This is a genomic window from Kitasatospora sp. NPDC086009 (assembly GCF_044540385.1).
In the GTDB taxonomy this organism is placed as follows: domain Bacteria; phylum Actinomycetota; class Actinomycetes; order Streptomycetales; family Streptomycetaceae; genus Kitasatospora.
Genome location: NZ_JBITSA010000007.1, coordinates 48,504 through 68,035, shown reverse-complemented (window position 1 = coordinate 68,035; position 19,532 = coordinate 48,504). Strand labels below are relative to the sequence as shown.

The following is a 19,532-nucleotide window of genomic DNA, read 5'->3' as shown; positions in this document are numbered from 1 at the left end:
TCGCCCCGACGATCTGTCCCCGACAGCCCGGCCCGCCACCACCCCCGGTGCCGGGCCGGGTGCCTCACCCCGCCGGTAGCAGCCCCTTGTCCAACCGGGGCGCCAGCACCTTCGCCAGCGTGTCGGTGATGTGCCCCGCGTCCCGGTAGAGCACCACCCCCTCCAGGACCGCCGGGCAGTCCGGACCGGTCCCGGGGCAGAGCAGCGGCCCGAGGTCCAGCACCCGGACGCGGTAGCGCTCGGCGAGCCCGCCGGCGAGCAGCGGGTCCTGCTCGAAGGCCGTCTCCCGGGGGAAGAAGCAGGCGTCCGAGCGGCCGTCCGAGGCTGCCAGGCAGGTCGGGATGTCCTTGCCGGGCATCGGCGTGTCGCCGAGGTAGGCGAGCGGCGCGCCGATGGCCGAGAGGCGGTCCAGCGTGCGGCTCCAGCCCTCGGCCCGCTCCGGCCCGCTGCCGTACCGGTTGAGGCCGGCCATCACGATCAGCCGTGGCCTGGGACCGGTGGCCAGCCGGGTGAAGGTGTTCTCGCGCCAGCGGTCGCACTCGTCGAAGGTCCGGCCGAGGACGTTGTTGCGCACGGTCAGCGTGGCCAGCGGGCAGCCCGGCTTGACCAGCACCTCCAGGGCCCAGTTCCGCTGCTCGGCCAGGGCGAGCGCGCCCGAGATCCACTGGCCCGCGTGCGAGTCGCCGATCAGCACGATCCGGTCGGGGCTGTCCTCGGCGCCGAACAGGCAGCGCGGGCTGTTCTCGGCGCCGAGCGGGATCTCGCAGCCGTGCCCCGGGGGGAAGTCCTCCCGGGCCCGGGCCAGCGAGGGCGTCAGGCTCAGGACCCGGCCGCCGGGGGCGAGCAGGGCGGGGCCGTCGACCGCGCCGGCCGGGACGGCGATCGGCCCGGTGGTCTCGCCGAGGGCCCGGACGGTCCCGCCGCCCAGGGTCAGCCCGGCGATCAGCGGGATCACCAGCGCGCTGGCGCCGACCGCCAGGCCCCGGCGAGGGGCCGGGCTGCTGCCGTAGCGCAGCGGCTGTTCGACCAGCCGCATGGTCAGCCAGGCCGGGACGGCGCTCGCCGCCGTGAGCGCGACCAGGGTGGCCCAGGGCAGCGCGCCGTAGCGGGCCTGGGCGATGGTCAGCACCGGCCAGTGCCAGAGGTACCAGACGTAGGAGAGCCGGCCGGCGGCTCGCAGCGGACGGGCCGCGAGCAGCCGGCCGACGTCGGTGGCGCCGAGCGCGCGGTGCGCGGGTCCGGCGAGCAGCACGGCGGCGGTGCCGAGGACGGGCAGCAGGGCGGCGCTGCCGGGGAAGGGGGTGTTGCGGTCGTACCGGAGGACGGCGACCACGACCGCCGCCGCACCGGCCCAGCCGAGCAGACGCAGGGCCCGGCCGACCGGCCGTCCGGAGCGGCCGGCCCGGGGCAGCCACCCGGCGAGGGCCGAGCCGAGCATGGCGGCGCAGGCACCGGCGGCGAACTCCCAGAGCCGGCTGGCGGTCGAGAAGTAGCCGAGCGGCGCGGAACCGGCCGTCCAGCGGATGCAGAGCAGCAGCGAGACGCCACCGATCGCGGTGGTCGCGACGGCGATCGCGGCGGTGCGCCGGCGGCCCCTCAGATAGCGGGCGAGGCCGAGCAGCAGCACGCCCCAGAGCAGGTAGAACTGGTTCTCCACGCCGAGCGACCAGAAGTGCTGGAGCGGGCTCGGGTCGCGCTCGGCGCCGAGGTAGTCGGTCTGCTGGCCAACGAACCGCCAGTTGGCGAACTGGCCGGCCGAGGCGATCAGGTCCCGGGCCAGGTCGGTGCCGCGCAGCGGGTCGAGCAGCGCGCCGCCGGCCAGTGCGGTGGCGACCAGGACGACCGCGGCGGCGGGCAGGATCCGGCGGGCGCGGCGGGCGGCGAAGTCCCGGAGGCCGATCGGTCGGGCCAGCAGCAGGCCGGTGATCAGGAATCCGGAGATGACGAAGAAGATGTCGACGCCGACGTAGCCGCCGGTGAAGGCCGGCACGGCGGCGTGGAAGGCGAGGACGGCGAGCACGGCGACGCCGCGCAGTCCTTCGATGTCGGGGCGGAAGGCCGCCCGCTTCCGGGGCTCCTCGGCCGGCTGCGCCTGCGCCGCCACGGCGGTGCCGGCTGCCGTCAGCAGCACGAGGTCGGCCGCAGGGTCGGGGTCGGCGGCCGCACCGCCGGCACTCGGCGCGGCGGCGGTGGCGGAGGCGGCGGAGGCGAACACCGTCACCGCACCCGGCTCACGAACACGATCCGGGACAGCAACAGGAACAGCAACAGGAACGGGAACGGCAACAGGAACGGGAACGGCAACAGGGACAGGAACGGGAACGGCGCGCGGCGGTTCGGCGTTCGGTGGTACGGCCGTTGACACGGCGGGGCTCCTTGCAGGGCTGGCAGCGGCGGTTCGGGGGCCGCGCGGCCGAGTGGGGCGGCCTGGCGGGTGAGGTCATTCCGCGCCGGTGGGGCGACGCGCAAGGGCGGCAGATGGAGGTCAACTAACAGACGAACTCAGCTCATTGATGGAAAATCAGAAGAGCAGCGGGTCCGCCCAGCCGGAGGCCAGCAGGCCGCAGAGCAGCAGGACGGCGGTGACGGCGACGGCCTCGGCGCGCCCGAAGCGCAGATCGGCGGCCGCCCGCTCGGCGGCGGTTCCCCGGACGGTGCCCCCGTCCGCGCCGGTGGCGCGTCGAGCGGGCGGGGCGACGTCGCCGCCCTTGCCGCCGCGCAGCAGCGGCCAGAGCGACCGGACGAGCGGGATCATCGTGTGGGCGGTGAGCCCGAGCAGCCCCACCAGCGCCCAGTACGGCTGCCAGCCGTGCAGCGCGACGGCCCGGCCGAGACCCACGGCCCCGGCGACCACGACCAGGCCGAGCCAGCCGACCCCGATCCGGGCGACCGTGCGGGCCAGCGAGCTACCGCCGGAGACGGCACCGGTGGGCACCCAGTCGGCGCTGCGGCGGCGCAGCGCGTGCGCGATGGCGACCACGTGGCAGAGCCCGCCGAGGAGTTGGACCCGGGTGACCTCGAAGCGCCAGCGGGTGCGGGACATCGCGGGCAGCAGGACGAGGGCGACCCAGATCGGCGGCAGGAACGGCAGGACCTGCCAGGGCTCGATCTCGTCGGGCGCGAAGAACAGCATGATCAGGGCCGGCAGCGGGATGGCGAAGACGTTCACCGCGCTGGTCAGGTAGCCGAGGATGCCGTTCCAGAAGCAGAGCCGGGCCGAGCGGCTGAGCGGCCCGCTGCGGAAGCCGGGATCGCCGACCAGGGCGAGCGAGCCGAGGCACCAGCGGTACTGCTGGCTGATGAAGGCGGGCAGGCCGGTGGGCGACATGCCCTTGGCGACCAGCGCGGGGACGTAGCGGGTGGTCCACCCGGCGCGCGCCAGCGAGAGGCCGGTGTAGAGGTCCTCGCTGTGGTCGATCTCGGCGAAGCCGCCGACCCGCTCCAGCGCGGCGCGCCGGTAGAGCGCGTTGGTGCCGCAGCAGACGGTGCCGTCCTGGGCGTCGCGGGAGGGCTGGATCCAGCGGTAGAAGATCTCCTGGGTCGCGCCGGCGGCCCGCTCCAGCCACGACATGTCCGGGTCGGTGTCGAAGCACTGGGGGCTCTGCACGATGCCGACCTCGGGGGTGTCGAGGTAGGGCACCAGGTGGTGCAGGAAGTCGGGGCGCGGGCAGAAGTCGGCGTCGAGGACGGCGATGATGTCGCCGTTGCCCTCGGCCAGGCCGTGGTTGAGGTTGCCAGCCTTCTTGAACCGGCCCCGGTCGGGCCTGGCCCGGTACTGGAAGCCGTAGGACTCGGCGAGTTCGCGCACCTCGGGACGGGCGGCGTCGTCCAGGACGAGGACGGTCAGCGCGCCCGGCCAGCGGACGGCGGCGGTGTGGCGGTAGGCGTTGTCCAGCACGGCCAGCGGCTCGCCGGCGGTGGGCAGCAGCAGGTCGACGCCGGGGTGGCGGGCGGGCTGCCAGGCGCGCAGCAGCAGGTCGTGCGAGTCACGGGTGAACCGGCGCGCCCGCTGGCCGTCGGCCAGGGAGAGCACCCAGGTCACGGCGTTGAGGACGGTCAGCACCAGGAAGGGCCAGAGTAGCGGCCGGCTGAGTGCGAAGAGGCCGAGCGTGACGGTCGCGCCGGTGTAGGAGAGGGTGGCGCAGAGCAGCACCCAGCGGCGCTGCGGGCCGAAGTACCAGTAGAGCTCCTGATCGTCGGGTGGGCTGGGCAGTCGCAGCGAGTCGTCCGCGACGGCGAGGCGCGGACCGGTGTCGGATGCGGGCATGGCGGTGCCATGGAGTACGGGCATGCGGAGATGGCCCCCCTGGGCTCGGACGGAACGTGGCCGTTCGTTCCGTCAGCCTCTCATATTGGCCTAGACCAATAATGAACGAGGTGTGACATCTCCACATCGCCGCAGGTCAGGACTTTGACATTGCGTCACCGCACTGATGGGACGTCACGATTACTGCTCGGTAAGGTCCTTCACCAGCTTCTCGAACCGCAGGTCTGGGCGGCGCGGGACGCCGAAACGCTCGTCGCCGTAGGGGAACGGCGAGTAGACGCCGGTGCGGTGGAAGCCCCGGCGCTCGTACCAGGCGATCAGGTCGGCACGCTGCTCGATCACCGTCATCTCCAGCTCGACGGCGCCCCACTCCCGCGCGACGAACCGCGCGGCCTCCTCCAGCACGGCCCGCCCGACGCCGCCGCCCTGCCGGCCGGGGCTCACCGAGAACATGCCGAAGTAGGCGGTCGGGCCCCGGTGTTCGAGCTGGCAGCAGGCGACCAGCTCGCCGGCCCGCTCGACGAGCAGCACCACGCCGTCGGGGTGGGTGACGGCTTCGGTGACGCCCTCGGCATCGGTGCGCTGGCCGTCCAGCAGATCGGCCTCGGTGGTCCAGCCCGCCCGGCTGGCGTCGCCGCGGTAGGCGGACTCGACGAGGGCGAGCAGCGCGGGCACGTCGGCCACGGTCGCGGTACGGAAGTCGAGGCTGTCCGCCTCGGGCCGGGCGGTGTCCGGGGTGGTCGCGGGCACGGTGGTCCTCTTCTCATCGGTAGGGCGGCGGCCGTTCGGGTGCCGACTCAGGCATCGTGCCACAACGGCACCGCACCCCCTGGCGGCCGAGGCCGCCGCCGCGCCCCGGCCCCCGGGCCGGGCCCGACGGTGCCACGGCCACCCGGGGGCCGTCCCCACGAGGTGGCCGGACCTCTGGCCACCCTGGCGGGTACATGGCTACTCTGCTCTCCGTCCGGGTCAACTCCCGGGCACCAGAGGCCTCATGGGCCCTCACCGGACCATGACCGGATCAGAGGAGTGTTCATGCTCAGCACGTCCCGCTCCGCAGGCCCCACCGGTACCGCCGCACCCTCGAAATCCCGCCGTCTACCCCTCCTGGGCGCACTCGCCGCGGCCGTCGCACTGGTCACCGGCGTGACCGCGCCGGCCTACGCGGCCGAGCCCGCGCCCGCCCCGAGCACCGGCGGGCAGGCGGACCGCCACCTGCCCGCCCTCCACCCCGAGCTCGACTTCGCCGGCTCCACCGTGGCCGCCCACGAAGGAAGAGCGAGCACCGCGGGCGTCGCCGCCCTCGCCGCCACCCAGACCCCCGGGCTGGACGTCTCCAGCTACCAGGGCAACGTCAACTGGGCTTCGGTGAAGGCGAACGGCGCCCGCTTCGGCTACGTCAAGGCCACCGAGGGCACCACCTACACCAATCCGTACTTCACCCAGCAGTACAACGGCTCCTACAACGCCGGCCTGATCCGCGGCGCCTACCACTTCGCCCTGCCGGACCGTTCCTCCGGCTCCGCCCAGGCCACCTGGTTCGTCAACCACGGCGGCGGCTGGTCCCGCGACGGCAGGACCCTGCCGCCCGCCCTCGACATCGAGTACAACCCCTACGGCGCCACCTGCTACGGCCTCGGCCAGAGCGCCATGGTCAGCTGGATCCGCTCCTTCAGCGACACCGTCCACGCCCGCACCGGCCGCTACCCGACGATCTACACCACCACCAACTGGTGGTCCCAGTGCACCGGAAACAACGGCGGCTTCGGCACCACCAACCCGCTCTGGCTCGCCCGCTACGGCTCCACCGTCGGCACCCTCCCGAACGGCTGGGGCTACCAGACCTTCTGGCAGTACGCCGACTCCGGCACGTTCCCCGGCGACCAGAACCTCTTCAACGGCGCCTACGACCGCCTCCAGGCCCTCGCCAACGGCTGACCCACCGCGCCCCACCGCGGGCTCCCGCCACTTCACCGCGGCGGGAGCCCGCTGCCCCTCCCGGGCGGTTTCCTCTGATTTCCCCCCACCCCGCATGAACCCGGCGAGGCGGGGCAGTCGGGGTGGCGAGCGCCGCCGGGGCATTCCCGGCGCAGCACACCGTGCGGAAGGGAGAGAGTCGTGAGCAACGACGTCAACATCTGGGAGTTCCGCTCCACCTCCGGCTACGTCACGGGGTCCGACCTCGTCGACTTCCGGGTGGAGGCCGTGGACGGCCACATCGGCAAGATCGACAAGCTGTCCGAGCAGGCCGACGCCCGGTACCTGGTGGTCGACACCGGGCCGTGGATCTTCGGCAAGCACGTCCTGCTGCCCGCCGGCACCGTGGTCCAGGTCGATTTCGAGGAGCGCAAGGCGTACGTCGACCGGACGAAGGACGAGATCAAGAACGGGCCGGAGTTCGACCGGGACCGACACGACCACGACGACACCGACTACCAGGAGAAGTACGCCGGGTACTACGGTCCCTTCTACGGCGGACCGGCGATCTGACCCGCCCACCCGTACCCGCGGGTTGACCCGGCCGCGAAGCCCGGCCGGCACGGACGAGCCCGGGCGGCCGCCCCCGACACCAGGGGGCGGCCGCCCGGCTGTACAAGGGGAGGCAGGAATGGCGGAGATCCTCGGGGCGGACGGGCACACCGTGGACCTGACGGGCTACCGGGTCGAGGGGCCCGACGGGAAGATCGGCCGGGTGGACCGGCACTCGGACTACGTCGACGAGCGGCACCTGGTCGTCGACACCGGCTTCTGGGTGTTCGGCCGCGAGGTGATGGTCCCGATGAGCGCGGTCACCGCCGTCGACGAGGACCGCCACACCGTGCTGCTCTCCCTCTCGCACGCCGAGATCGACCGCCTCTACCGCACCGAGACCTCCGGCTGACCCGGCCGGCGGGCCCGGGGCCCAGGGCGGGCGGCGGCGCTCCCCCGAACAGGGGCGGCCCGAGCGGGGGATCTCCGGGTGGCACGGCGGCGCAGCACGGGGGGCGGGCCACCGGGCGTGCTCTGCTGGCGGCAGGACCGCGAGGTCCGTCCCCGCCGCACTCCCGACCGTTCGAGGAGAACCCCATGCCCCGCCGCCTCGCCGGACTGCTCGGCACGGCCACGGCCGCCTCCGCCGCCCTCGCCCTGCTGGCCGCCACCCCGGCCGTCGCCGTGGCGCCGCCGCTCACCGCGCCCCGGATCATCGCCCACTTCGACCTGGCCCAGGGCCTCCAGCCGGAGAACATCGCCCTCGAACCGGACGGCTCCGCCGACCTCACCTTCTCCTTCGCCCGCGCGATCGGCCGCGTCGACCCCGACGGGAACCTCACCCTCCTCGCCACCCTGCCCGCCCCCGCGGACCCGAACACCCCGGTGCTCGGCGCCGCCGTCGTCAGCGGTATCGCCCGCGCCCACGACGGCACCCTCTACTTCGGGTACGCGACCGGCACCGCCGATCTGACCGGGATCTGGCGGCTCTGCCCCGGCGGTGCACCCGAGCGGATCTCCGCCTTCCCGGCGGACAGCCTCCCCAACGGCCTCGCCCTCGACGAGCGCGCGGGCCTCCTCTACTCGGCCGACTCGGCGCTCGGCGTGATCCGCACCGTCTCCGTGGCAGGCGGCGACCCGACGGTCTGGTCCGACGACGCGCGGCTCAGGCCCACCGCGGCCTTCGGCGCCAACGGCCTCAAGCTCCACCACCACGCCGTCTGGGTCGGCAACACCGACACCGGCACCCTTCTGCGCATCCCGCTCGGCCGGAACGGGACCGCGGGCCCGGCCGAGGTCCGCGCGACCGGTCTCCCCGGGCTGGACGACTTCGACTTCGCGGGGCACGGCGACGACGTGATCGCGGCCCTCAACAGCGGCAGTGAGGCCGCCTACATCGCGGCGGACGGGACTCATCACACCGTCCTCACCGGTGCGGACGGCCTCTCCAACCCCACCTCGGTGGCCGTCCGCGGGGACACCGTCTACGTCCCGAGCGCGGCCTACTTCACCCGGACCGACCCGAACCTGCTGCTCGCCACGGTGGAACGGTAGCCGTCGGCCGGCGGCCCGGACAGGCCCGGGCACGCCCCGCACGGACCCCGCACGGACCCCGCACAGCACCGCCGGAAGACGGCTCACCCGGAAGTAGCTCGCGCGGGGGATGCCGATCGTCTCCGGGGAGGACGCCTCCTCGCCCCGGCCGCGCCACGGTGGAGCCATGACGATCAAGCACTGCGGGCCCGGCCCGACCCGGCCGGACCTGCGTCGGACGCCCCTACCGACCCCGGGCGGGAGGCCGGCCCCGGGCCGGCGGCCCACCCCGGACGGGTGGCCCGGGGCGGTCGCCGCGGCATGGGGGCTGCTGTTCGCGGTACCCAGCTTCGTCTGGGCTGCGGGCAGCACCCTCGGTGCCCGGTCGACGGTGTCGCCGTCGCTGCTGAAGCTGGCCGAAGACCGGACCACCTGGTTCGTGGCCGTCCTGTGGGTGACCGGATTCCTGAAGCTCTTCGGGGCGCTGCTGGGCGTCGGCCTGACCCGCCGGCGCGGCGGGCGGACCAGCCGCCCCCTGGTGCTCTGCGGCGGCGGAGCGGCGGTGCTGCTCCTCTGGCACGGCGCTCTGTTCGTGGCCCACGGCGTGCTGGTGGAGGCCGGGGCGCTCGCCCCCGCACCCGACCTGGTCGGGCTGACCCGCTGGTACCTCTACCTGTGGGGGCCGTGGTTCGTCGGCGGAGGCCTGGCCTTCGCCGCCGCCACCACCCGGTACGTCCGCCGCCACGAGGACCGGCGCGGGCTGCGGCGCTACGGCGCCGCGGGGGCGCTGGGCGCGTTGCTTCTGTCGTTGGCGTCGACCGTCACCGGGATCGGATGACGACCGTCGCGCGGCCACCGGCCACGCGACGGTCCACGACGGCTCGGCGGGGGCGAGCCCCCGCCGAGCCGGTCACAGCAGGCGCTTGATGTCGCCGCGCGCCCGGTAGAACCCGCCGTTGCCCGACTCCAGCACCTCCGCCACCACGTAGCGGGCCCCCGGCACCCGGATGTCCTTGGGGAACTGCACCCGGCGGTTCCGGTCGAACCCGGCCGACACCACCCGCACCCGCACCCGGGTGCCCTCCTGGACGCACTCCACCTCGATGCCCCCGGCCGCACCGGCCGAGCCGGCCACCACCACCTCCAGCTCGGCGCCCGCCACCGCCGCCTGCCACCCGCTGCCGTCCACCTCGGCGGCCTGCGGCACCTGGCCGCCCTCGGCCGCCTGGACCGCCTGCTCGCTCGCGTCCAGGCAGGCCAGCGAGCCGTCGGTGGTCACGATGTAGAGCCGGCCGTCGCGGTACTGCATGCTGTAGGCCGAACCGCAGCCCGTGCCGAGCTTCCACAGGCGGGTGCCGTCCGCGGCGAAGCAGTAGACCGAGGAGTGGTTGTCCCCGGCGAAGACGTACCGGCCGTCGGGCGAGGACGCGCAGGAGAACACCGCGGCGTCGCAGCGGTAGCGGGCGGCCTCGGAGCCGTCCGTCTTGCGCAGCCGGTGCACCCAGCCGCGCGAGGTGCCGGCGAACACCTCGTCGCGCTCCTGCCAGCCGAACAGCACCTCGCCCTCGGTCGGTGTGTGCCAGACCGGGTCGCCGCTGCGGGCCGCGTAGCGGGCGACGCCGCGCGAGTGACCGTGGAAGACGCCGTCGTCGTCGCAGCGCACCATCCAGCCGTCGGTGCCGGTGGCCTTGCGGCGCCACTGGAACTCGTCCTCGTGGTCGACGGTGGTGATGCCGCCGCGCGCGTCGGCCACGCCGAGCACCCCGTCGTGGATGTCCAACCAGTAGATGTCCACGTCCTCGGCGATCTCGTACGCCACCCGCGGCACCTTGCCGCCCAGGTCGTACACCTTGCCGTCGTCGCACCCGGCGTAGATCCACCAGTCGTCGGCCACGATGCACTTGACCCCGTCCGGCAGCCCGTACCGGCCGGTGACCCGCCCGTCGTGGGTGAGGGTGTAGACGTCGCCGCGCTCGTTGCCGACCCAGGCGTGCTCCTCCCCGACGAAGATCCCGAACGCCGCGGCGCCCGAGCTGAAGCGCCACAGGACCGGCGCCTGACGGGCCGTCGACCCGCTGCTGACGATCGCCCGGCGGGTGACCGCCCGTCGCTGCCGCACCCCGCGCACCGCCGGGGCGTAGCCCTTGCGGACCTTCTCCCCCAGCTTCTTCGCCGCGGCGGCGGCCGCCTTCTCCACCGTCGGGTAGGAGGTGCTCTTCTCCTGGCCGCTCTCACCGATCCGCCCGTACCTGACCGTCACGACCACGCCGGCGACCCGGACCTCGTAGAACTTGTGCGCGCTGCCCGCGTCCTCGGACAGCTCCAGATAGGTGACCTGCTCGTCGGCGGCGACTGGCATGGCAAGGGCCCCTTTCGGGCGACGTCGGAAGCGTCGTCGCACGGGCCGTACCCGCCGACACCGCACAAGCTAGCCATTGCCACCGACAACGCGACGGGCACCCCCGCCCACGGCCCCGCGGCCGGGCTCCACGGGCGGCGGCCGTACCGACGGACGGCCGCCGCCCGGGTCGTCCGGCGGCTCAGCCCAGCCGGGCGGCCAGCCGGCGCAGGGCCGAGGAGAGGGCGGACGGCCGGGTCGACGAGCGGGCCGACGGCCGGCGCCGCGCCCGGTCGGTGTCGCACGCGGTCGGACCGCCGCCGAACTCCTTCGCAACGGAAGGCAGTTGCTCGGCGGACGAGGCGGACGAGGCGGACGGAGCGGTCGCTGTCGGCGCGGCGGGCAGAGCGGGCGTGGCGGGCAGGGCAGGCGTGGTGGTGCGGCAGGCCTCGGCGCGCACCAGCGCGCCCATGGCGGTGTAGACGTCGAAGGGCATGGTGGATCTCCTGCGGTGTGAACCCGACGGTGGACACGGCGGGACCGCTCGGGGGCCCAGGACCCCCGAGCACGGCCCCGGGGCCGGTCAGCAGCGCAGGACGGTCCCTCGCCCGGCCCCGTCGGGGCGGGCGGGACCGGTGCCGGGGCGGCCCGCGGCGCGACCGGGCGGGGCGCCGGCCACGAGGCCGGCCACCGTCCGTGGCGCCGCGGGCAGCAGGCCCGGCAGCGGAGCCCGGGTGTGGTGGCCCGCCCGGTGGGTGGAGGCGGTGCCCGAGGTGCTCCCGTGGTCGCGCCGGCGTTCGCCGGGCTCGGGGCAGGTGTCCGGGTCGAGCGGCACGGCGGGCGCGGCGGGCGTCTCCTGGACCGTCACACAGCGGTCCAGGGCGAGGCGGTGGAGGGAGTCGACGGTCCCGGCCCCGGTCAGCAGGGCGAGGACGGCGGCCAGCAGGACCGCGAGCACGCAGCGGGTCGCGACGTCACCGTGCCGAACCGTACGCCCCATCCGCGCCCTTCCGAACGACCCCCGTCGTCCAGCTAACCGCCGCCTCCGCCCGACACCCGCCCGCCCCACCCGATGGAGTGAAGGACTTCACTCACCCGGCGGATCCGGAAGGCGGGCAGGGCGCGACCCGGCGGCGGACGGATCGGTCGGCGGCGGACGGACCGGCCCGGGAGCGCCCGGAGGCGCCGGACCGCGCGTGCCTACCCGATCCGCACCACGGCGGCCCACTCCGGCGGGGCCTCCGGTTCGTAGTCCGGGTCCTCCTCGTCCAGGTGCGAGTCGGTCCGCGCCCGGGGGAACAGCCCGACCACCGTCCGGCACGGCGGCCGCGACTCCGGCCAGGGCGTCTGCCCGTCCGTCAGCACCACGACGACGTCAGGCCGGGACGGGCCCCGCAGCGCTCGGGCGAAACCCGTCCGCAGGTCGGTGCCGCCACCGCCCACCAGCGGGATCCCCTCGGCCCGGCAGAGCGGGTGCGCGACCCGGGCCGCCGCGTCGCACGGGAGCACGGTGACGAGGTCTCGGCGGCCGCCCACGGCCCGGGCGATCGCGGCCACTTCGAGCAGCGCGCTGCCCAGTTCGGCGTCGCTGACCGAGCCGGAGGTGTCGATCACCACAGCGACCCGGGGCGGTCTGCGCCGCAGGCTCGGCAGCACGACGCCGGGCAGCCCGGCCGAGCGCCGCGACGGCCGGCCGTAGGTGTAGTCCTCGCCCGCGCCCGAGCCGGCCGCCGCCGTGCGGACCGCCGCGCCCAGCAACTCCCGCCACCGCTGCGGCGGGTGGAAGGCCTCCTCGGCCCACCGCTGCCACGCCTGCGGCGCGGTGCCCGGCCGGGCGGTGATGCCCTGCGCCACCCGGAACCGCACCGCGTCCCGCTCCTGGGCGCTCAGCCCGTGCGCGCCGTCCGGCCCGAACTCCCACTCCCGCTCCAGTCCGTCGGCGCCGCTACCGCAGTCCAGCCAGATCAGGCTCTCGGTCATCGGCCCGAGGCTGAACCGGCGCAGGTAGTCCTCCATCAGACCCCCGTCGGGGAGCCCGAGGGAGGTCGGGCGGACGGCGCCCTCGGGCTCGACCAGCCCGTCGCCGAAGGCATCGTCGTTGATCTCGCAGTCGGCCGCGATGTTCATCCGCAGCCGCTCCCCCGGGCCGGTCAGCCCGCGCTCCTCGGCGACCCGGTCGCTGCGCCCGTGGTGGTCCCGCAGCAGGTGCGAGACCTCGTGCACCCAGACCGCGGCCAGTTCCTCCACCGGCGTGCGGTCCACGAAGACCGGTGAGACGTAGCACCGCCAGTGCCGGTCCACCGCCATCGTCGGCACGCGCCGCGACTCCACGGTGTGCAGCGCGAACAGGGCCGTCGCCAGGAAGGGCCGGACCTTCGCCGCGTGCAGCCGGGCGGCGAACAGCTTGTCGAGGTCCAGCCCCCGGGGCCCGTCCGGCACCGCCACCCGGCCCGCACTCATCGAACTCCCCGGACTCATCCGGCTGATCGGGCTCCCCTGGCTCCCCTGGCTCATCGGCCCGCCTTGGCGGCGACCCGGGCCACCGACCGGTCGGCCCGGTTCGACAGCGAGACCACCCCGGCCAGCCGCTCGATCGCGGCCGGGACGTCCCAGTCCGGCCGGCGCAGCGAGGCGAGCGTGGTCGCCGGCACGACCACCAGGTCCGGGGCGCCGGTCTCGGTCGCCCGGACGAGCAGCGTCCACGCCGCGTCCCAGCGGTCCTTCTCCGGCCGCTTGCGGACGGCGGCCACCACCCCGTCGAGCACGGCCTGGCGGAGGTCCCCGCGCTCGGGCAGTTCGGCGCCGGCCGGATCGGCCAGCAGCTCCTCCGGGTCCGGGAGGTCCATCCGGTCCAGGCTCGCCAGCAGCTCCAGCCCGGGTCCGTCCCCCACCGTGCCCCTGACCAGCAGGGAGAGGACGTCCCGGGAGGAGCCGGCCGCGGTGGCGAAGGCGACCAGGCAGAGCGCCGTCTCCCAGCTCCGGGGCGACGGCCAGGCGCCGCCCCGGCGGGTCTCGTTGGCGGGCAGCCGGTGGACGAGCGCGGGGCGGGCGGCGAGCAGGCCGCAGACGGCGCGCCGGGCGAAGGCGACCGACTCCGCCAGCCGCCGCGGGTCGAGCCGCGGCAGGGTGGCCCGGGGCCACGTCCCGCCGAGGCCGCGGACCACCACGTCGTGGTCGTGCACCCACTGGAGGTGGACGAAGCGGTTGGCCAGCGGCGGGCTCAGCTCCCAGCCGTCGGCCGCCGAGGCGCGCGGGTTGGCGGCGGCCACGATGCGGACCTCGGGCGGCAGTTGCAGCGAGCCGATCCGCCGCTCCAGGACGAGCCGGAGCAAGGCCGCCTGGACGGCCGGCGGCGCGGTGGACAGCTCGTCGAGGAAGAGCAGCCCCCGGCCGGCCCGGACCAGGCGCACGGCCCAGTCCGGCGGAGCCATCGGGACGCCCTGCTGCGCCGGATCGGAGCCGAGGACGGGCAGGCCGGAGAAGTCGGACGGCTCGTGCACGCTGGCGATCACGGTGGTCAGCGGCAGGTCCAGGGTCTCGGCAAGCTGGGTCAGGGCGGCGGTCTTGCCGATGCCCGGCTCGCCCCACAGCAGGACGGGGCGGTCGGCGGCCACCGCCAGGGTGAGCGCCTCCAGTTGGTCGTCGGGGCGCGGTTCGGTACCGGTCTCGCGCAGCAGGGTGAGCAGTGCGTCGGCGACGTCGAGCTGGGAGGCCCGGTCCGGGTCGGCGAGGGTGGCGGCCGCCGAGAACGGGACGGCCGGGGAGTCGGACAGGGACGTGGACATGGGCATGTTCGATCACCTCGGGGTCTGGGGGGAGTACGTGAATGTGGGGGAAGGGCGGCGGGCGAGGCCCGGGATCAGCGGGCGGTCGCCCCGAGGGTGCGGGAGCGGCGGTCGCGCGGGCGGCGGCGGTCCGGGCTCGGGCTGTGCTCGACCAGGCCGGCCCGGAACAGCCCGTAGCTGATCCGTCGCCGCGCGGCCGACTCCAGCTCGTCCCGCAGCGCGCCGCCGCGCAGCAGGGCGTCGGGGCCGAGCAGCCCCTCGACGACCGCCAGCGCACCGGCGGTGTCGCCGTGGTCGAGGCGCTCGCGGACACCGTGGAGGCCGGCGGGGCGCCGGTGCGCCTCGTCGATGGCCTGCAGGCAGGGCAGCGGTGTGCCGGTCAGCGCGACCAGCAGCTCCTCCCGGCGGATCTCCGCCGGGTCGTGGTCCAGCGCCGTCAGCACACCGTCGACCAGGCCGATCCGGTGCCTGGCCCCGCGGCAGTCCACCGGGCGCGGCTGCCCGGGCCGGTCCTGGAGCGGGGCCGGTCCGGCCGGCGCGTGGCCGGGCGCGAGCGCCGCGGCGACCAGCGGGTGCAGCCGGTCGGCCCCGATCGCACCGGTGCGGAGCAGATCGAGGTCGGGGAGCACCCAGGTCGCCGCGTCGGGCAGCACCGGCAGGACCGGGCCGGCGCCGCCGACGGGCGCGGCGACGATCCGCCGGGCGGGCGGCCCCGGGCCGTCCCGGTCCGCGACCGGCTCCAGGAGCAGCCGCCGCCGCGCTCCCAGGCGGACGTCCACCGGCCCGGCGGCGCGCCCCTCGGCGGCGAGCAGGATGTCGGCCTCGGCGGCCCAGCGGTCGACGGCGCAGCGGAGCCCCGGTGCGTCCGGCAGGGGCGGCGGCTCGCCCCGCGGACCGGGCTCCCGGTACGGCCGGGAGCGGCCGTCGGCGCCGGACCGGTGGCGCAGTTCGCCGCTTCGGTGGGCATCCCACAGGTGGCGGTGCAGGTCGAGACGGAACCGCCGGTCGGGGTGGGGGTGGGGGTAGTGGGAGGCACCGGCCGCGCGGTGGGAGCCGTCCCAGAGGGCGAGGCTGATCCGCTGGCCGGCGTCCGCCCAGGCGGGCGGCGTCCGGGCGACGAGCCGCACCGGGGGCCCGCCGTCGGGTCGGTGGGCGTCGTAGCGGGCCAGGGCGACCGTCAAGCCCGGGCGCAGCAGACCGTCCGGGGCGATCCTCGGCAGATGCCAGCGGAGCAGGTCGGGGGCCAGTCGGCGCAGGTCGGCGCGGAGTTCGGCGGCGAGGGCCCGGCCGTGGGTGCGCGTGACGGTGTGCAGGTCGAGGTCGACGTCGATGTTCGCGGCGGCGCAGGCTCCGGCCCAGTCGCCGGCCTGCCGGCGGGCCGTCGCGGTCTCGATCATGGACGGCGGCACGGCGAACTCGCGCACGCGCAGCCAGAGGGAAAGGCGGGAAGGCCTGTTCGCGGTCGAGGTGAGCATCAGCACTCACCTTGCGCGGACGGGGCCCCCAATCCGAATGCGGAAGGAGTAGTCATCGCGGGGAGCGTAGCGCTGGCCCCGTCGGGCTGTCAGCCGCTTTTCCGCAGGCTTGCCCCGACGGACCGGGCGCGACCCGACAGACCGGGCGCCCCGACGGCCGGGCGCCCCGACGGACCGGGCGTGCCCCGGACCAACCGGTCCGGGGCACGCCGTCGGCTCGGCTACGGCACCTTGGCGTCGGGCAGCCGGACGCCCTTCACCAGGCAGTCGCGGAACTCGTACCAGGGCGCGGGGCCCGTCCAGCGCAGGAAGCCGGCGGCCCCGGTGCCCTCCGACTTGTTGGCGAACCGGCTGCCGTCGTACAGCAGCTTGCCGGCGGTGGTCGCGGTGCCGGAGGTCACCTGGTGCGACCCGAGCAGGGCGCAGTCCTGGTAGCGGATCACCGGCCCGCGCGAGGGGTTGACGGCGTCGAAGCGGTACACGTGGGGCACGACCGTGTCGTCCACCCAGGACTCGAACGAGCGGGCCGTGTCGTCGCAGGACACGAAGGTGATGCTGCCCTTGTACCAGGAGGAGTCGATCACCTTGTGGCCCGGGCCGCGGATCTCGAAGCGGATGCCCTGGGCGTACAGGCGCATCACCGAGTCGGCGCGCGGCGAGTTGGCGCCCAGCTTGAAGAAGGTGCCGGTCGACTTGGCGTCGACCAGGATGTACGACCCGCCGATGAAGTTCATCGAGCCGCCGCGCTCGTTGCGCACGAAGACGCCGGACTGGAACTCCACCTTGCAGTCCCGGAAGGAGAAGTTGAGGAACTGGTCCTGCTGCTGCTCGGTCGGTGTCCCGCCCATCACCAGGAAGGCGTCCGCGTAGCTGCCGCTGATCTGGCAGTGGTCCCAGCCCATCTCGCTGTTGAGGTTGGAGTTGGCGGTGGGGCCGTCGAGGACGATGCCGGCCTTCCAGGTGCCGCGCCAGTCGACGTCGGTGTACCAGGTGTCCTGCACGCCGAAGGTCTTGGAGGAGTACGAGTAGTTGAACGTCGCGGTGGCGTCCTGGCTCTCGAAGGTCAGGCCGCTGATCCGGATGTTCCGGTAGCGGTCCATGTTCCGCCAGAACACGGTGTCGCGGACCGTCGGCGCGTACACGATGCGGGAAAGGCGCTTGCCGAACCCCGTGATCGAGATGCCGTCGATGACGCTCTGCTTGGCGCGGTCGGTGTTCTGGGTGGCCGGCAGCAGGCTGTCGGGCTGGGTGAGCAGGTAGGTGCCCGGCGGGATCAGCAGGACCTTCCTCGGGGTGACGCCGGTCTCCGGCGCACCGGCGAGGACCTCGGCCACGGCCTCCCGGAAGGCGGTGTCGCTGGGCGTGGCCCCGGTCGGGTCGGCGCCCTTGGCGACCACGTCGACCACGTACCCGCCCGCACCGGCCGCCACCGCGGCGGGCGCGGCGAGGGCGCTCTGGCCGCCGAGCACCAGGCTCCCGGCCACGGCGCCCGCGCCGGTCAGCCCGGCGAGCAGGGCGCGCCGGCCCGGACGGCGCCCCGGGCCGCCCTCGCCCTCGGGCCCGGAGGCCCCGGACCGCGTGCCGTGCGTGGAATGTGTGGACATCGCCAACCCCCGTCGATCAGAACTGTCAGGGCCACGACCCTTGAGTGGATCATGACCGAACACCGTGATCATCTGGCATGTCCCGGCCCCGGCACAAGACTCCGGACCTCCCGGATCGGCCCGCCCGGCCCGCCCGGCCCTGGCCGTCCGGGCCCCGGACGCGGGCCACCCGGGCGGGCGCACCGGACGGCGGGCCCGGTGGCGCGTCGGTAGCTTGGGCGGGACAGCCGCGGCACGGAGCAGCTGGGCCGCGCAGCAGCGCAAGACCGGGCAGGTTCAGATGGTCAGTGGCGAACTCGATCTCACCGGGCTCCGGCGGGTGTACGGGCGCCCGGGGAGCAGGCTCTTCTACACGCTCGTCTGTCGCAACGCCCGGCACTGGGGGTGGACCGAACCGGGCCAGTCGAAGTGGCGGTGCTGGCAGGCGCAGCGCCGGCTGGAGGGCGTCCTCGGCCGGAAGCTGTCGCTGCCCGCCGGGTCACGGGTGCTGGACGCCGGCTGCGGCGCCGGGGTGGTGGCGCGGCAGATGGCCTCCCGGTTCGGCCTGCGGGTCACCGGCGTCGACGTGCTGGACTTCCACGTCCGCGAGGCCCGCCGGCTCAGCGCCCGTGCGGCGCTGGAGGAGCGGACGAGCTTCTCCTGGGGCGACTACCACGACCTGGAGTTCCCGGACGGCTCCTTCGACGGCGTCTACTCGATGGAGACCCTGGTGCACGCCTACGACCCCGAGCGGGCGCTGGCGGAGTTCCACCGGGTGCTGCGGCCGGGCGGGCGCCTGGTGCTGCTCGGCCCGGTGGGCGCGCCGCCGGAGGAGATCAGCCCCGAGGGGCACGCGGTGCTGGACCCGTTCATGGACGCGATGGTCTTCCCCGGGGCCAAGCGGTACGACTCCCGCAGCCTGAGCGTGCTGCTCGCCCGGGCGGGCTTCCGGGTCGAGGAGGCCCTGGACGCCACCGCCCGCTACCGGCCGACCTCCGACGCGCTCTACGCCTACTTCCGGCTGCCGTACGCCCTGCTGCGGCTGTTCGGGCCGGCCGAGAAGTGGCTCAACCTGCGGTCGGTGGTGGAGATGTACCAGGTGCGGGAGTACGTCTCGTGGTTCGTGCACACCGCCGTGAAGCCTTAGCCCCGCGCACCCGACCCGCACCCCGACCCGCGCCCCGACCCGCGCCCCGACCCGCGCCCCGCGTACCCGACCCGGGCGCCGCCCTCAGCCGACCCGCGCGCCGAGCATCCGCAGCACCAGCTCGCCGTAGCGGCGCCCGAGTTCCTCCGGGCTCTCGCTGCTGCGGTCGGTGTACCAGCGGGACACGTCGATGCCCAGCGAGGTGACGGCGCGGGCCGCCGTGCGGACCTCGGCGACCTCGAAGGCGCCGACCGCGACGCCCGCCGCGATGAGGGAGCTGACCTCGCGCTCGATGTCCAGCCGCAGCGCGGCGACCACCGTGTAGGCGTCCTCCGGCAGTGCGTGCAGCTCGTAGTTGACCACCCGGCCGACCGTCCGCGCCCGGGCGTGCCAGGCCGTGAACTCCTCCACCAGGCGCCGCATCCGGGCCACCGGCTCGCCCTCGCCGGCCACCGCGTCGCGGACCAGGGTGAGGGTGGCCGCGTGGCCGGCCCGGCTGATCTCGGCCAGCAGGGCGGCCTTGGACGGGTAGTGGATGTAGAGCGCGGCCGGGCTCATCCCGGCGGCGGTGGCGATGTCCCGGGTGGTGGTGGCGTGGAAGCCGCGCTCCGCGAAGGACTCGACGGCGGCCTGGAGCAGCCGGAACGCCGCCTCGGGGCGGGTGTCGGCGGCGCCGGGCAGGGCCGGCCAGAGCTCGGCGATGGGCGTGCTGGTCATGGCGCCATCCTCGCAGATGAGTCGTACCGGAATTCCGGCTGCGCCGGCCGGGAGGCCCGGCCGACTGTTGACAGGGTCCCGCACCGACAGCATGCTAAGCAAGCGCTTAGTCACGAGCCCGGTCGGGTGGTCCGTCCGGCCGGCCCGGCAACCCTTGGCGGCCGGGCCGGCCGGACGGCGCGGGACCCGACAACTCCGCAGAACCGTGCGAAAGGACC

General features: G+C 75.1%; 17 protein-coding genes. 6 read left to right on the top strand and 11 right to left on the bottom strand.

The annotated features are described in order from the left end of the window. Positions 1 to 64: 64 nt before the first annotated feature. From ACIF6L_RS19080 to ACIF6L_RS19070, 3 genes are all read right to left on the bottom strand, one after another. A complete protein-coding gene (locus ACIF6L_RS19080; protein WP_396486395.1) occupies positions 65 to 2,221 on the bottom strand; it encodes an acyltransferase family protein in 2,157 nt (718 codons plus the stop codon). Between the two features lie 300 nt (positions 2,222 to 2,521). After that, complete coding sequence (locus ACIF6L_RS19075; protein ID WP_396486396.1) at positions 2,522 to 4,267, bottom strand: glycosyltransferase family 2 protein; 1,746 nt, start codon at positions 4,265 to 4,267, stop codon at positions 2,522 to 2,524. A 180-nt stretch (positions 4,268 to 4,447) separates the two neighbouring features. After that, complete coding sequence (locus tag ACIF6L_RS19070; RefSeq protein ID WP_396486397.1) at positions 4,448 to 5,017, bottom strand: GNAT family N-acetyltransferase; 570 nt, start codon at positions 5,015 to 5,017, stop codon at positions 4,448 to 4,450. 285 nt (positions 5,018 to 5,302) lie between these two features. On the opposite strand from ACIF6L_RS19070, the gene ACIF6L_RS19065 reads away from it, so the two are divergent. The 5 genes from ACIF6L_RS19065 (at position 5,303) to ACIF6L_RS19045 (ending at position 9,107) form a co-directional block, all read left to right on the top strand. After that, complete coding sequence (locus ACIF6L_RS19065; protein ID WP_396486398.1) at positions 5,303 to 6,205, top strand: lysozyme; 903 nt, start codon at positions 5,303 to 5,305, stop codon at positions 6,203 to 6,205. 180 nt (positions 6,206 to 6,385) lie between these two features. Then, complete coding sequence (locus ACIF6L_RS19060) at positions 6,386 to 6,757, top strand: PRC-barrel domain-containing protein (protein WP_329486032.1); 372 nt, start codon at positions 6,386 to 6,388, stop codon at positions 6,755 to 6,757. A 118-nt stretch (positions 6,758 to 6,875) separates the two neighbouring features. After that, a complete protein-coding gene (locus ACIF6L_RS19055) occupies positions 6,876 to 7,148 on the top strand; it encodes a hypothetical protein (protein WP_329486033.1) in 273 nt (90 codons plus the stop codon). Positions 7,149 to 7,333: 185 nt separating this feature from the next. Beyond that, on the top strand, positions 7,334 to 8,290 hold the full coding sequence (locus ACIF6L_RS19050; protein WP_359807928.1) for a hypothetical protein: 957 nt from the start codon (positions 7,334 to 7,336) through the stop codon (positions 8,288 to 8,290). 166 nt (positions 8,291 to 8,456) lie between these two features. After that, positions 8,457 to 9,107: a DUF3995 domain-containing protein gene (locus ACIF6L_RS19045; protein ID WP_396486399.1), complete on the top strand. Its 651-nt coding sequence runs from the start codon at positions 8,457 to 8,459 to the stop codon at positions 9,105 to 9,107. A gap of 72 nt (positions 9,108 to 9,179) precedes the next feature. On the opposite strand, the gene ACIF6L_RS19040 is transcribed toward ACIF6L_RS19045, so the two are convergent. The 7 genes from ACIF6L_RS19040 to ACIF6L_RS19010 all read right to left on the bottom strand — a co-directional run bounded on the left by ACIF6L_RS19040 (position 9,180) and on the right by ACIF6L_RS19010 (position 17,471). Continuing rightward, the gene (locus ACIF6L_RS19040; RefSeq protein WP_396486400.1) at positions 9,180 to 10,628 is read right to left on the bottom strand and encodes a WGR domain-containing protein; all 1,449 of its coding nucleotides are present in this window, start codon (positions 10,626 to 10,628) and stop codon (positions 9,180 to 9,182) included. A 181-nt stretch (positions 10,629 to 10,809) separates the two neighbouring features. Further along, positions 10,810 to 11,103, bottom strand: coding sequence for a hypothetical protein (locus ACIF6L_RS19035; protein ID WP_396486401.1), 294 nt, complete (start codon positions 11,101 to 11,103; stop codon positions 10,810 to 10,812). A gap of 87 nt (positions 11,104 to 11,190) precedes the next feature. After that, positions 11,191 to 11,607 (bottom strand): hypothetical protein, encoded by a 417-nt coding sequence (locus ACIF6L_RS19030; RefSeq protein ID WP_396486402.1) that lies wholly within the window; start codon positions 11,605 to 11,607, stop codon positions 11,191 to 11,193. Between the two features lie 200 nt (positions 11,608 to 11,807). Next, positions 11,808 to 13,067, bottom strand: a complete 1,260-nt coding sequence (locus ACIF6L_RS19025) for a VWA-like domain-containing protein (protein WP_396486403.1) — start codon at positions 13,065 to 13,067, stop codon at positions 11,808 to 11,810. Positions 13,068 to 13,117: 50 nt separating this feature from the next. Then, positions 13,118 to 14,398 (bottom strand): AAA family ATPase, encoded by a 1,281-nt coding sequence (locus ACIF6L_RS19020; protein ID WP_396486404.1) that lies wholly within the window; start codon positions 14,396 to 14,398, stop codon positions 13,118 to 13,120. 68 nt (positions 14,399 to 14,466) lie between these two features. Continuing rightward, positions 14,467 to 15,867: a hypothetical protein gene (locus ACIF6L_RS19015; RefSeq protein WP_396486405.1), complete on the bottom strand. Its 1,401-nt coding sequence runs from the start codon at positions 15,865 to 15,867 to the stop codon at positions 14,467 to 14,469. Between the two features lie 221 nt (positions 15,868 to 16,088). Next, positions 16,089 to 17,471 (bottom strand): hypothetical protein, encoded by a 1,383-nt coding sequence (locus tag ACIF6L_RS19010; RefSeq protein WP_396486406.1) that lies wholly within the window; start codon positions 17,469 to 17,471, stop codon positions 16,089 to 16,091. A gap of 214 nt (positions 17,472 to 17,685) precedes the next feature. On the opposite strand from ACIF6L_RS19010, the gene ACIF6L_RS19005 reads away from it, so the two are divergent. After that, positions 17,686 to 18,597: a methyltransferase domain-containing protein gene (locus ACIF6L_RS19005; protein ID WP_359807942.1), complete on the top strand. Its 912-nt coding sequence runs from the start codon at positions 17,686 to 17,688 to the stop codon at positions 18,595 to 18,597. Positions 18,598 to 18,681: 84 nt separating this feature from the next. On the opposite strand, the gene ACIF6L_RS19000 is transcribed toward ACIF6L_RS19005, so the two are convergent. Further along, a complete protein-coding gene (locus ACIF6L_RS19000; protein ID WP_396486407.1) occupies positions 18,682 to 19,314 on the bottom strand; it encodes a TetR/AcrR family transcriptional regulator in 633 nt (210 codons plus the stop codon). Positions 19,315 to 19,532: the final 218 nt, after the last annotated feature.